14 protein-coding genes are annotated in these 15201 nt (G+C 38.1%); 11 read left to right on the forward strand and 3 right to left on the reverse strand.

The features are described 5' to 3' along the window. The first annotated feature begins 147 nt into the window (after positions 1–147). The 6 genes from AC58DT_RS05155 (at position 148) to AC58DT_RS05180 (ending at position 8365) form a co-directional block, all read left to right on the forward strand. The gene (locus AC58DT_RS05155) at positions 148–2250 is read left to right on the forward strand and encodes an elongation factor G (protein WP_497215767.1); all 2103 of its coding nucleotides are present in this window, start codon (positions 148–150) and stop codon (positions 2248–2250) included. Between the two features lie 120 nt (positions 2251–2370). Further along, a complete protein-coding gene (locus AC58DT_RS05160; RefSeq protein ID WP_497215942.1) occupies positions 2371–3936 on the forward strand; it encodes an SDR family NAD(P)-dependent oxidoreductase in 1566 nt (521 codons plus the stop codon). Positions 3937–3946: 10 nt separating this feature from the next. Next, the gene (locus tag AC58DT_RS05165; protein WP_497215768.1) at positions 3947–4168 is read left to right on the forward strand and encodes a VF530 family protein; all 222 of its coding nucleotides are present in this window, start codon (positions 3947–3949) and stop codon (positions 4166–4168) included. 95 nt (positions 4169–4263) lie between these two features. Beyond that, positions 4264–5817 carry a DEAD/DEAH box helicase gene (locus AC58DT_RS05170; RefSeq protein WP_497215769.1) on the forward strand — a complete coding sequence of 518 codons (1554 nt, stop codon included), beginning with the start codon at positions 4264–4266 and terminating at the stop codon, positions 5815–5817. A 217-nt stretch (positions 5818–6034) separates the two neighbouring features. Then, positions 6035–7381 (forward strand): DEAD/DEAH box helicase, encoded by a 1347-nt coding sequence (locus AC58DT_RS05175; protein ID WP_497215770.1) that lies wholly within the window; start codon positions 6035–6037, stop codon positions 7379–7381. A gap of 45 nt (positions 7382–7426) precedes the next feature. Then, positions 7427–8365 (forward strand): EamA family transporter, encoded by a 939-nt coding sequence (locus AC58DT_RS05180; protein ID WP_497215771.1) that lies wholly within the window; start codon positions 7427–7429, stop codon positions 8363–8365. A 179-nt stretch (positions 8366–8544) separates the two neighbouring features. Here AC58DT_RS05180 and AC58DT_RS05185 read toward each other — a convergent pair whose 3' ends face one another. Further along, the gene (locus AC58DT_RS05185; RefSeq protein WP_497215772.1) at positions 8545–8700 is read right to left on the reverse strand and encodes a lmo0937 family membrane protein; all 156 of its coding nucleotides are present in this window, start codon (positions 8698–8700) and stop codon (positions 8545–8547) included. A 323-nt stretch (positions 8701–9023) separates the two neighbouring features. On the opposite strand from AC58DT_RS05185, the gene AC58DT_RS05190 reads away from it, so the two are divergent. The 4 genes from AC58DT_RS05190 (at position 9024) to AC58DT_RS05205 (ending at position 13191) form a co-directional block, all read left to right on the forward strand. After that, positions 9024–11294, forward strand: a complete 2271-nt coding sequence (locus AC58DT_RS05190) for a tetratricopeptide repeat-containing sensor histidine kinase (RefSeq protein ID WP_497215773.1) — start codon at positions 9024–9026, stop codon at positions 11292–11294. A 26-nt stretch (positions 11295–11320) separates the two neighbouring features. Continuing rightward, entirely contained in the window at positions 11321–11989 is a 669-nt protein-coding gene (locus AC58DT_RS05195; protein ID WP_497215774.1) for a response regulator, read from the forward strand. A 353-nt stretch (positions 11990–12342) separates the two neighbouring features. Continuing rightward, entirely contained in the window at positions 12343–12726 is a 384-nt protein-coding gene (locus AC58DT_RS05200; protein WP_497215775.1) for a hypothetical protein, read from the forward strand. A gap of 150 nt (positions 12727–12876) precedes the next feature. Beyond that, positions 12877–13191, forward strand: a complete 315-nt coding sequence (locus AC58DT_RS05205; protein WP_497215776.1) for a hypothetical protein — start codon at positions 12877–12879, stop codon at positions 13189–13191. A 195-nt stretch (positions 13192–13386) separates the two neighbouring features. Here the strand turns inward: AC58DT_RS05205 and AC58DT_RS05210 are convergent, their stop codons facing one another. Beyond that, complete coding sequence (locus AC58DT_RS05210; protein WP_497215777.1) at positions 13387–13821, reverse strand: hypothetical protein; 435 nt, start codon at positions 13819–13821, stop codon at positions 13387–13389. Between the two features lie 129 nt (positions 13822–13950). On the opposite strand from AC58DT_RS05210, the gene AC58DT_RS05215 reads away from it, so the two are divergent. After that, positions 13951–14628: a DUF2461 domain-containing protein gene (locus tag AC58DT_RS05215; RefSeq protein WP_497215778.1), complete on the forward strand. Its 678-nt coding sequence runs from the start codon at positions 13951–13953 to the stop codon at positions 14626–14628. Between the two features lie 62 nt (positions 14629–14690). Here the strand turns inward: AC58DT_RS05215 and AC58DT_RS05220 are convergent, their stop codons facing one another. Beyond that, positions 14691–15095: a glyoxalase gene (locus AC58DT_RS05220; protein ID WP_497215779.1), complete on the reverse strand. Its 405-nt coding sequence runs from the start codon at positions 15093–15095 to the stop codon at positions 14691–14693. Positions 15096–15201: the final 106 nt, after the last annotated feature.

Raw genomic sequence — 15201 nt, forward strand, 5'->3', positions numbered from 1 at the left:
TTCTTAAATTTAAGAATCAAAAGAATCAAAAGAATCAAAAGAATCAACACATAATATATGATTTACAATAAATAAGCAAGACCAGGCACAATCATAAGTGTTTGGCGCATTGCATCTGAAAACATACTAACCAAAATATTTATATAGATGAAAATATATGACGACAAACACATTAAAAACGTAGTCTTCGTGGGCGCCCACAATAGTGGGAAAACTACACTTGCAGAAACCATGCTTTTTGAAGCAGGCCTAATCAATCGCCGCGGTACAGTTGAAAATAAAAATACCGTATCTGACTATCACGACATTGAGCACGAACGGGGCAACTCTATCTTCGCTACACCACTCCACACAGAATGGCGCAATTACAAGATCAACATAATAGACACACCCGGACTGGATGATTTTATCGGTGAAATTATTTCCTCTATCCGCGTTGCAGATACTATTGTTACTGTCTTAAATGCTCAGCACGGTGTGGAAGTTGGTGCTGAAATTATCTGGAACTACATAGATAAATATCACAAACCAACTTTGTTTGTAATAAACCAAATAGACCATATCAATGCTAAATTTGAAGAAAGCTTCAAAAGCATAAAAAATCTGGTGGGCAATAATGCCGTGCAAATTCAGTATCCTTTAGTTATAGATGGTTCACAGTGTATTGTAGATGTGCTTAAGATGAAAATGTATAAATTTTCGCCAGAAGGAGGAAAGCCCGAAAAGTTAGAAATTCCCGATGACCAAAAGGAATGGGCCAAGGAATTAAATAACGAATTAATAGAGAAAGCTGCAGAAAATGATGAAACATTACTGGAGCTTTTTTTTGAAAAAGGCACCTTAAACGAAGATGAAATGCGGCAAGGAATAAAAGCAGGAATGTTGAACCATGAACTGTTTCCGGTATTCTGTGTTTCAGCTTTGAATGATATGGGCACGGGAAGATTGATGGGCTTTATTGACAACGTTGCGCCTGCTGCGGCAGACCTCAAACCTGAACAAAGCGTGGACGGCAAAGAAGTAAATGTTTTAAAAGAGAGTCCTACAGCGCTTTTCATCTTTAAAACAGTTTATCAACCCAATTTGGGGCAAATCACTTTTTTTAAGGTTATGAGCGGCGAAGTACGGCTAAATGATAAACTTATAAATTCCAGAAATGATGAAACCGAAATAATAAATCAACTTTTCATCATGGATGGAAAAGAAAGACAACCCGTAAATAGACTTACGGTGGGCGATATTGGTGCAACGCTAAAATTAAAATATACAGAAACCAACGATACTTTAGCTTCGCCAAAACTTCCTCTTGCCATTAAGCCCATTAAATTTCCACAAGCCCGTATCAAAAAAGCTGTGTTTGCAGTAAATACAAAGGATGAAGAAAAACTCAGTGAGGCGCTAAAGAAAATTCACAGTCAGGATCCTACCGTAAACATTTCCTTTTCTTCGGAAGCGAAACAACTTATTTTGGCTTGCCAAGGGGAACTGCATTTGGCAACTATAGATTGGACTCTTAAAAATATTTACGGCGTAGAGGCGCGGTTTGAAAAACCTAAAATAGCTTTCCGGGAGACCATTCAACGTTCATCTGCCTCAAACTATCGCCACAAAAAACAATCTGGCGGTTCGGGGCAGTTTGCGGAAGTTCACTTAAAGATTGAACCTTGGGATGAAAATATGGAGGAGCCGCAAGGTTTTAATATCCGCGGCAAAGAAGAAATAGATCTGTCTTGGGGCGGAAAATTGGTTTTTTATAACTGCATTGTGGGCGGAGTTATTGACCTACGGTACTTGCCATCAATAATGAAAGGTGTTTTGGAAGTAATGGAAGAAGGGCCGTTAACGGGTTCCTACATTCGCGATGTGCGTGTAATGGTTTATGACGGGAAGATGCATTCTGTTGACTCAAATGATATTTCTTTTAAAATTGCTGGAGCGCATGCCTTCAAAGAAGCATTTATGAATGCCAATCCCAAACTTTTGGAACCAGTTTTGGAACTCATTGTAAAGGTTCCAGAAGAAATGGTGGGGAATGTAATGACTGATCTGCAAGCGCGGCGTTCCATGATTCAAGGAATAGAAAACAACAATAACTACCAAGTTTTAAAATGTTTGACCCCGGAAGCCGAAATGCATGGCTTCTCTACAGATTTGCGTTCACTCACGCAGGGCAGAGCAACTTTTAAATCTTCGTTTTCGTCCTATCAACCAGTGCCAACAAATGTTCAAAAAGAATTGGTAAGTCAATAGTATTTTGTTTTTACTATTTGAAATAAAATGTTTTGCACATTCAAACTGTGACTATATTTGCCGAAAAATTAATATATGCCAGAGCAGGTTTTTGAAACGGAAACTTCCATAAAGGAAGAAATGGAGCATTTAAACAAATCCGTTGGCGGAAATTCAATAAAGAGAGAAATAAATACCGAAGAAATAGCGAAATGTATCGACATTCTTGAATATTTAAACAGTAATACAGATCAAATTTTTGTGATTCCAAAAGAGCAACGCACCGCTTTAATAAAAGCATCCGGACAACTATCACGACCAAATCGCGATGAGTTTTCCCGCAGAAAAAAGGATGCCAAAAAAGCTGAGAAGCGTAAACAGGCCAATAAAGACCGAACCGCCCGAAAGGAAACGGGAATACGAAGCGCTCGCGAAAACGTGGTGTTTATAGCTCCAAAACTACTCCAGGCTGCAGATTTATCTTCCAAAAAAGAACTTGAGCTTGAAACCCCGCGCAACTGTTACGTCTGTAAAACGCTCTACACAAAATTGCATCACTTTTACGATACTATGTGTACCGAGTGTGGTGATTTCAATTACGCAAAACGCTTTCAGACTACAGATTTAACTGGGCAGATAGCTGTTATGACGGGTTCGCGATTAAAAATTGGGTATCATATTTCATTAATGCTGCTTCGTGCTGGAGCAACCGTTGTAGCTACAACACGATTTCCGGCAGATTCCGCCTATCGTTTTGCACAGGAAGAAGATTTCCACCAATGGGCAGACCGTTTAAAGATTCACGGTTTGGATCTTCGACATATTCCGAGCGTGGAAATTTTCTGCAATTACATTGAGCAGAAATACGAAAACCTCGATATTCTAATAAACAACGCGGCACAAACTGTACGTAGACCGGCAGGCTTTTACCAACATTTAATGGCGAAGGAGGAAATGCCTTTTGAAGAACATCCACAGTTCGTAAAGGACTTATTGCACGATCATATTAATTGCTTGCAAGAATTAAAAACACTTGCTGCAGACATTTGTAAAAACAAAAACCTTCCTGTAACTTGGCACGGTTCTGAACCGGGAATTGGTATTCGCGCTTCAGCCAAACTTTCGCAGATTCCTTATAGTTTTGACAATTCTTTAAGCGCAAAAGAAGTTTTTCCCGAAGGAAAATTGGATGCAGATTTACAGCAAGTTGATCTTCGAAAGACAAATAGTTGGCGTTTAAGGCTTGGTGAAATTGAGACTACTGAAATGATTGAGGTTCAGCTTGTAAACTCAATAGCTCCTTTTGTACTTTGTAACCGTTTAGGGGAAATTATGAAGAAAGAAAATACAGGTAAAAAACACATTATAAACGTTTCGGCAATGGAGGGGAAATTCCACAGATTCTTCAAAGAAGATCGTCATCCGCACACCAATATGGCCAAGGCTGCGCTCAATATGTTGACGCATACCGCAGCAGGAAGTCTTGCCAAAGAAGGAATTTACATTAATGCCGTAGATACGGGCTGGGTTACAGATGAAGACCCGGTAGAATTGGCAAAAAGAAAAATGGAACTGCATGACTTTCAGCCACCGCTTGATATTGTTGATGGCGCCGCTCGTGTAATGGATCCATTGATTGATGGTATAAACACTGGAAAGCACTGGAGCGGAAAGTTTTTAAAAGATTATAGGCCGATTGACTGGTAAAAAATAAACTATGGATAACCAACAACCCAATAACCCATTGCACGGAATAAAGCTCGCAGATATTCTGGAATACCTTGTAGAATATTACGGATGGGAGGTTTTGGGTGAAAAGATAAAGATCAATTCCTTCAATAGCAATCCGTCCATTAAATCGAGTTTGAAATTTCTTCGGAAAACGCCGTGGGCACGGGAAAAAGTTGAACAACTTTACTTAAAGACTAAGCAGAAATAGAATATCAGAAAATTCGTTCGTAATAAATCTGGCATTTCTTCTTTCAAAACCTATAAAAGGGTGTAGTTTTGCAATCCTGCAAAATGAGGATTTTTATGACTGAGACTAAAGACGCGATTCAAGAAAAAAAAACTGATAAAGAACTGTATAGCTACCAAAAAGGCGCTATAGACAGGATTTTTGAAAAGTTTGAGACCGCGCCAGATGATTATCATTTGCTATACCAACTGCCTACAGGTGGTGGAAAAACGGTTATTTTTTCTGAAATTGTCCGTCAATATTTAAAAAACCACAACAAAAAAGTACTTGTAATGACCCACCGTGTGGAGCTTTGCAAGCAAACTTCAGAAATGCTTACCAGTTTTGGTGTGGTAAACAAGGTGGTGAACAGCACTGCAAACCTAGATGATCAAGAAAAATACAGCTGTTTTGTGGCAATGGTTGAAACATTAAACAACCGTTTGAACGATAACAAACTTGATATTTCCGATATTGGTTTGGTAATTATTGATGAAGCGCACTACAACTCATTTACCAAACTTTTTAAATTCTTTGAGAAATCATTTGTGCTTGGTGTAACCGCTACGCCACTAAGTTCCAATAGGGGCCTTCCAATGAAGGATAACTACCAGGAATTGATTGTTGGAGAAAGTATACAGTCATTGATTGAAAATGAGTTTTTGGCTGAAGTTGAGGTTTTTCAATACAATATGGGGCTCACTTCACTCGAAATAGGTTCCAATGGCGATTATACCGTAAAGTCTTCTGATGATCTCTATTCTGCCGTGGGAATGCTGGATCAGCTGTATCAGGCTTATTTAAACCATTCCAAAGGAAAAAAAACCTTGATATTCAATAATGGGATCAATACTTCCATTCAGGTGTATTACCATTTAAAAGCAGAAGGTTTGCCCATTATGCACTTGGACAATACTGCTACCAAAAAACAACGCAAGCAGATTTTAAAGTGGTTCCATGAAACGCCCGATGCTATTTTGACTTCGGTGAGTATATTAACTACAGGTTTTGATGAACCGACGATTGATACTATTATTTTGAATAGGGCTACACGTTCGTTGACGTTGTATTTCCAAATGATAGGCCGCGGTTCGCGTATTTTGAACAATAAATCGAAGTTTTCCGTGATTGACCTTGGCAACAATTATCAGCGTTTTGGCCCGTGGGAGGCGCCTTTGGACTGGCAGGCAATATTCCGCTCCCCTGATTATTACATGGACAGACTGTTAAGCGATGAGGAATTGGAAAGCCATTTCAGATATGAAATGCCTGATGAGTTACGCGCAGAATTTGCCAATAGCAAGGAAGTGTATTTCGACATAAAGGAAACTTACCAAGAAGCAACCTTTAAAGGTGAATCGAGCAAAGTGGTTCTGGAACGGTCTATTGCACAGCACGCCTATATTTGCATAGAAAACAGCGAAGACGTTTACGATGCGCTTGGCCTTGCAAAAATGCTTGGCGATGATATAGACCACCGTATTGAGAAGTACTCACAGTGTATCAGCAAGAGTACACATAACTTTATAAGTTGGCTAAAAGATGATTACCGTTTAAAACTACGAAGCTATCTTCGGGATAATTTTGATACGGTGTTTGAAGAGATCCACGGGCATCCGCCGGAGGATTAGGGTTCGAGATTCAATACTCAAGGTTCAAGATTTAAGATGGGATTTTAAGTTTATCAGAATTAAAAGTTCAATCCACAAATCCCAAATCCCAAATTCCGAATTAACGAATCCCGAGTTCCCGAATCCCAAACCCCAAAACCCGAATAAACGAATCCCGAATTAACGAATCCCAAATCCCCAATTAACAAAGCGTTATATTTGCACCAAACTTTTTTCCATGGAATCATTCAACGAGCTTAATATTTCCAAACAACTGCAGTATGCCATCGCGGATTTGGGTTTTGAAAAACCCACGCCCATACAGGCGCAGTCGTTTTCGGTAATTATGTCGGGGACCGATATGGTCGGGATTGCGCAAACGGGAACGGGAAAAACATTTGCCTATATGCTCCCCATTCTTCAGGATTTGAAATTTTCAAAAGAAACAAATCCGCGTGTCTTGGTAATGGTTCCTACTCGGGAATTGGTTTTGCAGGTAGTTGAAGAAATAGAAAAATTTGGGAAATATTCATCAATTAGAGTGATTGGGGTTTTTGGCGGAACAAACATCAACCGCCAAAAGGAAGCCGTTGCCGAAGGAGCCGACATAATCGTTGCCACTCCGGGACGATTGTATGATTTGGTGGTAAGCCGTGCCCTTCAGCTAAAGTCCATAAAAAAAGTGGTAATTGATGAAGTGGATGTAATGCTCGATCTGGGCTTCCGGTTTCAACTGACCAATATTTTGGAGCTGCTTCCCAACAAGCGCCAAAACATTATGTTTTCGGCAACGATGACCGATGATGTAAATGTTTTTATCCACGATTTCTTTATTGCGCCAACTACAGTATCGGTGGCCGTTAGCGGAACGCCCTTGGAAAACATTTCGCAATATGCTTACAAAGCTGAAAACTTTTACACAAAGGCCAATCTGCTGAAATATTTATTGCAGAATGAAAGAGATTTTAGAAAAGTGCTGGTTTTTGTCCCGAATAAAAAAAGTGCGGATTTACTTTTTGATATTTTGGATGAATTCTTCGGAAGTGAAGTTGCCGTAATTCACAGCAACAAAACACAGAACTACAGAATCCGTTCCATAGAAAATTTCAATGCCGAAAAAACGCGAATCCTCGTAACGACCGATGTTATGGCACGCGGCTTGGATTTGGACCAGATAAGCCACGTTATCAACTTTGACGTGCCCAACTTCCCCGAAAACTATATGCACCGCATAGGCCGTACCGGAAGGGCAGAGCAGGAGGGAACTTCCATTTTGCTCTACACCGAAAAGGAAGAGGATGCCAAGGCGGCTATCGAAACCTTGATGGATTTTAAAATTGAAGAACTTGAATTTCCTAAAGAAGTAAAGATTTCAAAACAGCTCACCTTTGAGGAAAAACCCCAAATAGTAGAAATCAATAACCCCACCAATGTAGAGGAAGCTGGACCCGCCTTTCACGAGAAGAAGGAAAAAAATAAAAAAGAAAATCAGGGAGGTTCTTACAAACGCATTATAAAGCAGAAGTATAAAAAGCCCAAAACCAGAGGCGATAAAAATTTTAGAAAGAATAAACGTGGGAAATAATTCCAAATTTCAAGTACCTAACCAAATTAACCGCAAACGAAATCCTTGAAGCCAGAAACAAGAAACCCCGTTTTAATAATTCTTGCCTTTTTCTCCATTTACGTTATCTGGGGAAGTACGTATATGCTTAATAAAGTGGCCGTGGCAGAATTGCCGCCGTTTTTCTTGGCCTCTATTCGTTTTACCTCGGCGGGACTTCTCATATTTATAATTGCCAAATTAATGGGGAAGAGCCTTGCCATCACCCGTAAGCAGTTTATAAATGCATTTATAGTGGGCGTGTTGTTTCTATCGTTTGGAAACGGCATTATTGTTTGGGCTTTAAAATATGTTGACAGTGGTTTCGCTGCCTTAGAGATTTCCGCACAGCCTCTGGTAGTATTGCTACTGATGTGGCTTTTACAGGGAAAACGAATAAAGCCTATGTCTTTAGTGGGTGTTGGATTGGGTATTGTGGGCATCTTTCTCTTGGTTGCACAAAAACAACTCATTGCCCAAGAGGGTACGGTATTGGGAATGGTAATGATATTTGCCTGTATGCTCAGTTGGGCCTACGGCAGTCTTTTTGTGGGGAAAGCAGACCTTCCTAAAAATTTCTTTGTTAATACCGGCTACCAAATGTTTACTGCGGGAATTACCCTTGCCGTTGCTAGTTTTCTCTTTAGGGAAGAGTGGATTGCACCAAAGGAATGGGGAGCCCCCGTGCAATGGAGTATGGTATTGCTGATTATTTTTGGAAGCATCGTGGCCTTCACTTCTTTCAATTATCTGCTAAAAACGGTATCACCAGATAAAGTTGCTACCTCCACCTATGTAAATCCTATTATTGCCCTGATTTTGGGATGGTATGTTTTAAATGAAGAAATTACTACCCAATCCATTGTAGCAGCGGCTGTGCTATTAACCGGGGTTTATTTCATAAATACAAGCAAGACAACCCTTACTGTACCTCGGTTTTCGGGAAAGATTAAAAAGGAAAAATAGACGCTAAATTATTTTGTAGGAAAAATGGGCGATTTTCTTACGTTTTAATGACTTTGCTATGGCTTTGCTATGGCTTTGCTATGGAGTATCCGTGGGAAGGGTTTTTAGAGAAAACTTTAAGATTATAATAAAAAAAGGGTTCTTCTAATCGCTCAAAAAAAACCTAGTTAAACTTTTGATTACATTTTTATTCCAGTTAGTAATTTGTAGATTACCATTATTACCGCAATAACCAGTAGAATGTGAATAATTCCGCCGATGGCCGGAAATATTAAAAAACCGAATAGCCAGCCGATTACCAGTAGGACTACTATTATCCATAAAATGTTACCCATAATTCTGTAGTTTTAATGTTAGTTGAGTGAAGTTAGTTTTTATGTTTCAGCTTCCTTAGCTTATATCAATATAATCATAACTCATATAGGTGTGGATGGCTCTACTTGTTTTTAATGAAATGAAATAAATACCGAATTAGGTGTTCAATTAACTATTTTTTTGAAACCTATTATCTTAAAAAAGAAGCACATAGGTTTTGATGGATAAATAGTATAATTTTCATTCGCTTTCAAGCTTTTGGGGTTTATGTGAATTGTATATATTTATGTTCTTAAAATAGTTATGATTCCTCAATAATTTATTTAAAAACCTTCAACTAACTGTGGTATTAACCAAAAACAATTCTGCCTTTTTAGATTTAGCTCCTTTCGCCAACCTTTTAAAATCACTTCTTTTTCCAACTGCATTATTTCTATTTGCCACTAGCATCGCCCAATCAGAAATTGATAGCCTTTCAAAACTCATCAATGATGAAGCAAATCCATCCCGTAAGGCAGAGTTACTGCTAAAGCGTGGGGTTTTGTTCAGTAAGAACGAACGTCAAAAAGGCTTTGATGATCTTGAACAGGCGCTTAATATTTTTAGTAAAAAGGGTGATGGTCAAGGCGAAACCGATAGCTATATAGCTTTTGGAAACCTTCATTTTATATATGGAGAACCACAGGAGGCTGCACGTTATGACTCTCTTGCCATGCAGTTGGCCAAGAACATTCAGTATAAAAAAGGCAGGGCTGTGGCCATTGGTAACTTGGGCAGGGAATTTATAAACCTTGGCCACCTTAACGAAGCTGAAACACTTATTAAGGAAGCCATTGCGATAGAAGAAACTTTTAAGCCGCTAAACAAAGACCGACTTGCGGAATTATATAACCGCTATAATATTATTGTAAGCGCTAAAGGAAACTATTTGGAAGGATTGTCGCTAATAGAAAAAGCTATAGCACTTTCCAAAGGCAGCAAGAACGATAAACAGGTTTCGCTGATCTATTCCAATTATGCAAATACCCTCTCGCGGCTTTCAAAATTTGATGAGGCCGTTGAAATGCATTTTAAGGTTATTAGGCTTTGTGAAAAAATGAAGGATACCACCGGCCTGTTGCGCGTCTACAACAATCTTGGGATTGCTTTCCGAAATGGGGGCGAGTTTGATAAGGCCATTACTTATTACAAAAAAAGCATCGCTCTTGCCAAAGATGCAGCCAATTATAAGTCCCTGGGCTTGAATTATGTTAACTTGGCGACCGTTTACAGTGAGAAGGGACAGTTGGAAGCTATGGACACCCTCTATCGACAGGGTATTGAGTATTTTGAAAAAGCATCAGACATTGGAGGTATTGCTTTTGCCAACCATAATTATGGTAATTTCTTGGTAATTTCTAAGAACTATACCGAAGCAGATAAACGACTGGAAGAGGCCTATAGACTGCGTAAACAAATAGGGGCAGAGCTGGCGGCGGCGAGTTCTCTTTCGGTTTTGGGGAAATCAGCAATGGAACAGAAAAATTGGAAAAAAGCCGAAGAATATCTTTTGGCTGCGGAACCATTTTATAAGGGAAAAGTACGTGAGAACAGAAATTTAAAAGAACTTTATGGCTATTTGAAAACGCTTTATACCGAAAAAGAAAATTTTGAAAGGGCACTATATTATCAAACCCAGGAGCTTGAACTTGAAAAATCAATTTTCACCGAAAATGAAAAGATAAATGCCCTAAAGACCGAGACCGCGTATGAGATGGAAAAACGCGATATGGAAATGTCGCTTCAAAAACAAAAACAAGAACTGGAAAGGCAGCGACTGCTATTGATTGGTGGAAGTGTAATGCTCATTTTATTTCTAATCTCGCTTTCTCTTTGGCTTCGCCGTAAACAGCTGAAAGAGCGTCATCAAGCACAGCTAATAAATATAGAACAGGAACACCGCTTAAATCTTGCAAAATCTTTAAAAAACACAGAACAGCAAGAGCGTAAAAAGATAGCCCACAAACTGCACGATGAAGCGGGTTCTATTTTATCCATTGCCATTTTAAACTTAAAACAAATACAAGCTGATGTTTTTAAAACAGAAAGCAAGGCGCAGGAAAAGCTGGAAACTACCCAAAAATTGTTGGGAGATATAAGCGAAAGCGTGCGAAACATCAGCCACACCCTAATGCCGGTAGCTTTGGAAAAATATGGTTTAAAAGCCGCTATTCACGATATTGTTAACGCCGTAAACACATCCCAAAAGCTTACAGTTGAAGAGATAATTGAGGGACTGGATGACACAAGCAGTTGGAGCGAGGAATATTGCCTTACTGTATATCGCATAGTACAGGAGGCTATGAACAACATAATAAAGCACGCCCAGGCAACCCATGTACTTTTACAATTGGTAGAACTGGAAGATTCCGTAACCGTTTATATTGAAGATAACGGCAAGGGAATAGACAACAACTTACGAAAAGATGGCTTAGGCTTAAAAATGCTAAAAAGCAATGTGGCATACCTAAATGGAACCATCGAAATTAATGGCAATGCAAACAATGGCACCTTTATCTTGGCTGAACTGCCCATTGAAATAACAAAGAAGACAACATTAGTGAGTAAATCCTAAGAGTTTTAATTATAAAGAAAGACCTAATGCAAGAAGTCCCCAACTTTTCAGAAAAATATATAAAAGTAATTATAGCCGACGACCATCCATTAATAATAAAAGGAATTACCGAGATACTGGAAAAATACCCTCGGTTTACTATCGTTAATACCTATAATGACGGCCATATCCTAATGCAATCTACATCCTTACCCGATGCAGATGTGCTCTTGCTGGATTTGAATATGCCCGGCAAGGATGGCCTACAGGTATTGGAAGAAATCAAAGCGATGCATCTCAAGCTACATATACTGGTGTTGACTTCCTATTTTTCCAAACAATTGGCAGAGCAATGCCAAGCTGCTGGCGCCAAAGGATATATATTGAAGTCGAACAATTTGGATAGGCTTGCGGACACCATTTTGGAAGTACTGGAAGGCAAGACGGTGATGCCGGATTTTAGTGAAAGGGCAGAAGAAGACGTAAATGATTTTAGCTATTTCGATGATTTTTTGAAAAAGTATAATCTTACCAAACGTGAAGCGGAGGTTATACAAATGGTTTGTAAAGGATACAGTTCACAAGAGATAGCCGATAAATTGTTTCTTTCCAGTTTTACAGTACAAACTCACCGCCGTAACATTTTTAAGAAGCTGAATATAGAGGGAAATACCATTGCGCTTTACAAATTTGCTTCACAACACGGGTTGGTTTAAAAAAGTTAAGGTATAAATCGTATTATTCATCAAATTTGAAAACAAATCTAGTTTTCAAATAAAAACAATTCAAGCACCCATAAGGTGGTATAGCCGATAAAATCTTAGCTTTTATTGTTAGCCTTCTCGCTGTAAGTCTTCCGTTACGAGAATATTAATTTGGCATGGGCGGGGAAGTTTAAGAAGAAAAAACTTCAGGCAGTTATCGATTATCGTTTGTTAATTGTTGAGGTTTGAACTTTCATAAATAGAGTTGCCGGTTTTTTATTGTTAAATTAGTTGCTTTAATATGCAACTAATAACATAGTATTCAAGTCAAATCTCAATTTGTAAAACCTACTTAAAATATGATAATGGATATAACCAAATGGATTGTTATACTTTTCGGTCTTTATATCATTTTTATTGGGTTTCTAATGCTTATTTATCCAAAAATAGCAAGAGGTATACTAAGGAAAGCTGGTAGTACAAACCTTATAAACTATGCGGAAATAACTATCCGACTTATTCCAGCAATTTCTTTAATATTATCTTCGGAATCTTCCAAATTTCCAGATGCCTTTAAAATTTTTGGCTGGATAATGCTAATAACTTCCCTTATACTTTATTTTATTCCGCGAAAAATACATCACAAATTTGCCATGAAAAGTGCAGATACTCTTAAACCAATTTATTTTCGACTTATCTCACCATTTGCTATTTTATTTGGTGCATTAATAATTTATAATGTAAATTGAATTTGAAAGCAGAAAGAAAAAATTTAGAAAAACAATGCATAATAAAGAACGGAACTAAAAATATTTTATCAAAATTCACTATTTATAGTAATTTGACATTATTTTCCCTGTTTACAGATTGACAAAAAAATTGGTTAGCATACTTGAAAAATGACTAGAGAAAGACGAAATAAACCAATGGCAGCCTCTGCTTATATAGGAGCGGGGAATAAATTTTCCGTTATTACTAGAAAGGCAAGGCTTCCCTTTGAAAGAATTAAAACTATTTATGGAGAGGAGCATAGCAAACTTATAAAGAACAAGCCTGAAAATCACCAACCACAGCTAACAAAAATACAAAGGGCAGATCTAAAAAAGAAAGTTGAGGATATAGTTCGTTCAGAAGCAAGGGTACGTATACTAACTGTCTGTCTAAGCATTTTGATTACACTTGTTATTTTTGGAATAGTATACTATTTATTGTGATCAATGGAAGAAATCAGTCTTATTTTCATGACTGTTACAATCCATACATCGTCACATTTACAAAATTTGAGTATATAGCAAGCCCTTACTACGTGTCAGAAAATGATAATCCAAGCACTCATTGTTGGACTTTATTCGCTTATAAAGTTATCAGCCAACCTGCAGCTTTTTTTATATTTTGTTTTTATTTTAAACTTATGTAAGCCATCCATTGCGCGCCGCACCTTTGCTGTAAAAATATTCAAAAATTGCTAGAGCTATGACAATAAGAGGCATAATCAACGATTGTGGCCCCATCTTATCCACTATGTCCATACCAAACATCCAGTACAGTTGAAGTATAAGTACTGCAATTAAGGAAAGTAAAAAAACACCTACTGCCATTTTTTTGCGCATCAACAACAATACACTGGCCAATAATCCACTAAAAACGGCTAAGCCGTAAACATACGTACTCCAGGAAGGAGCACTAGCCATAATTTCCACTTGTTCCGGTGGAAGAGTGGCCCTTATTTCCTCAGTTATCAGGAAATATTCATAAAGCCACAAGTAAACGCCACTTAAGTTCCATAAAAGTGCGATCACGGCAATGATCCAAAAGGCCGTGTTTGGTTTTGTAGTTGCATTCATATTAAATTAGTTTTAAGGTTGTAACTATAAATGTAGGTAATTTTATTTATTATATCAATCGGTAATTATGCATCACTATTCATACTTTCCAAATTGTTCATTGTATATTTACTTACCAAAATACCAAAGATGAGCCCTACCATTCCAAAATCTGCTTTCGATTTCCTTTTAAAATTAAAGAAAAACAATAATCGCGAGTGGATGCAGGAACATAAAAAGGAGTATCTGGGTAATGAAAAAGCCCTAAAAGAGTTTTATGCCGCTGTAGAAAAAGGTTTAAATACTACTGATGAAATAGCCAAAACCAAAATATTCCGGATAAATCGTGACATCCGTTTCAGCAATGACAAAACCCCCTATAATGTGCACCGAAGCGTAAGTTTCAGTAGGGCAGGGGCGCAACGGCGCGGTGGCTATTACCTCCGTTTGGAGCCGGGAAATAGCTACATGGCGGGAGGTTTTTTTGATCCAAATCCAGCAGATCTTTTAAGAATACGGAAAGAGTTTGAAATGGACAGTTCAGAAATACGTGAAATTTTGCATCAGAAAGAGTTTAATAAAGCCTTTGGTGACTTTAATCAGGAGTACGCGGTGAAGACAGCCCCAAAAGGTTTTAGCAAAGATGATAAGAACATTGATCTAATTAGACTTAAAAACTTTTTTGTAAATCACCGCTTTACCGACGCAGAAGTATTTGCACCAGATTTCAAGGACGATCTAATTTACCATTACCAACTTTTGCGTCCATTCTTCAATTATATGAGCGATGTGCTGACGACGGATTTAAACGGGGAATCGTTGTTATAGAATTAAGACTGGCCAAAACAATCCAACTATTCGCTGGTCTGTTTTTGCCAATTCTTATTAAATCATGCAAAATCGTATTCCAAAAGCTGTATGTTGCTTTTCAAGCGTTCCTTTACTATATCCATCATCCGTTTGTTCAGTGCTGAGGAATTTTTAATATAAATCTCAAATTCTTCAAGTGTAAATTGGCCAATGATAATACCTTTCAATGAATTTCGGAATTTCATATCCTTATGAATGGCGTTTTCTATATAGTCCAGTCTCTTTTCGATAGTAAGATCGTAAAAAACGTTTTTATGCTTTGCCACATAATTCCTGAAAACTGCCAATAAAAGTTCATTTTGAAGCTTTGCCACAGGACGCAGCGTCTTGTTTTGAAAAAATTCGTCGGCAGACATGTTAGCGTTGATTTTAGCAGAGGAAATTTCGGGGCGCATACGGAGCAGTAAACTATCTCGTGTTTCCATATATGGTTTTTTCTAAAATTAGAAATAATCAAAGGCTTTTTGGTAGGAAGTGCAATTAGTTATAAACGTTCTTTTCAACAATGCGAAGGAATGTTATCTTTGGAAT

Source organism: Aequorivita sp. CRS11 (genome assembly GCF_059693805.1).

What these genes read in the sequence shown, in the direction of transcription:
- AC58DT_RS05160 (WP_497215942.1), top strand. Translation starts at nt 2,371, where the DNA reads ATGGAGCATTTAAACAAATCCGTTGGCGGAAATTCAATAAAGAGAGAA.
- AC58DT_RS05170 (WP_497215769.1), top strand. Translation starts at nt 4,264, where the DNA reads ATGACTGAGACTAAAGACGCGATTCAAGAAAAAAAAACTGATAAAGAA.
- AC58DT_RS05185 (WP_497215772.1), bottom strand. Translation starts at nt 8,700, where the DNA reads ATGGGTAACATTTTATGGATAATAGTAGTCCTACTGGTAATCGGCTGG.
- AC58DT_RS05210 (WP_497215777.1), bottom strand. Translation starts at nt 13,821, where the DNA reads ATGAATGCAACTACAAAACCAAACACGGCCTTTTGGATCATTGCCGTG.
- AC58DT_RS05220 (WP_497215779.1), bottom strand. Translation starts at nt 15,095, where the DNA reads ATGGAAACACGAGATAGTTTACTGCTCCGTATGCGCCCCGAAATTTCC.
- AC58DT_RS05165 (WP_497215768.1), top strand. Translation starts at nt 3,947, where the DNA reads ATGGATAACCAACAACCCAATAACCCATTGCACGGAATAAAGCTCGCA.
- AC58DT_RS05205 (WP_497215776.1), top strand. Translation starts at nt 12,877, where the DNA reads ATGACTAGAGAAAGACGAAATAAACCAATGGCAGCCTCTGCTTATATA.
- AC58DT_RS05195 (WP_497215774.1), top strand. Translation starts at nt 11,321, where the DNA reads ATGCAAGAAGTCCCCAACTTTTCAGAAAAATATATAAAAGTAATTATA.
- AC58DT_RS05200 (WP_497215775.1), top strand. Translation starts at nt 12,343, where the DNA reads ATGGATATAACCAAATGGATTGTTATACTTTTCGGTCTTTATATCATT.
- AC58DT_RS05155 (WP_497215767.1), top strand. Translation starts at nt 148, where the DNA reads ATGAAAATATATGACGACAAACACATTAAAAACGTAGTCTTCGTGGGC.
- AC58DT_RS05215 (WP_497215778.1), top strand. Translation starts at nt 13,951, where the DNA reads ATGAGCCCTACCATTCCAAAATCTGCTTTCGATTTCCTTTTAAAATTA.
- AC58DT_RS05175 (WP_497215770.1), top strand. Translation starts at nt 6,035, where the DNA reads ATGGAATCATTCAACGAGCTTAATATTTCCAAACAACTGCAGTATGCC.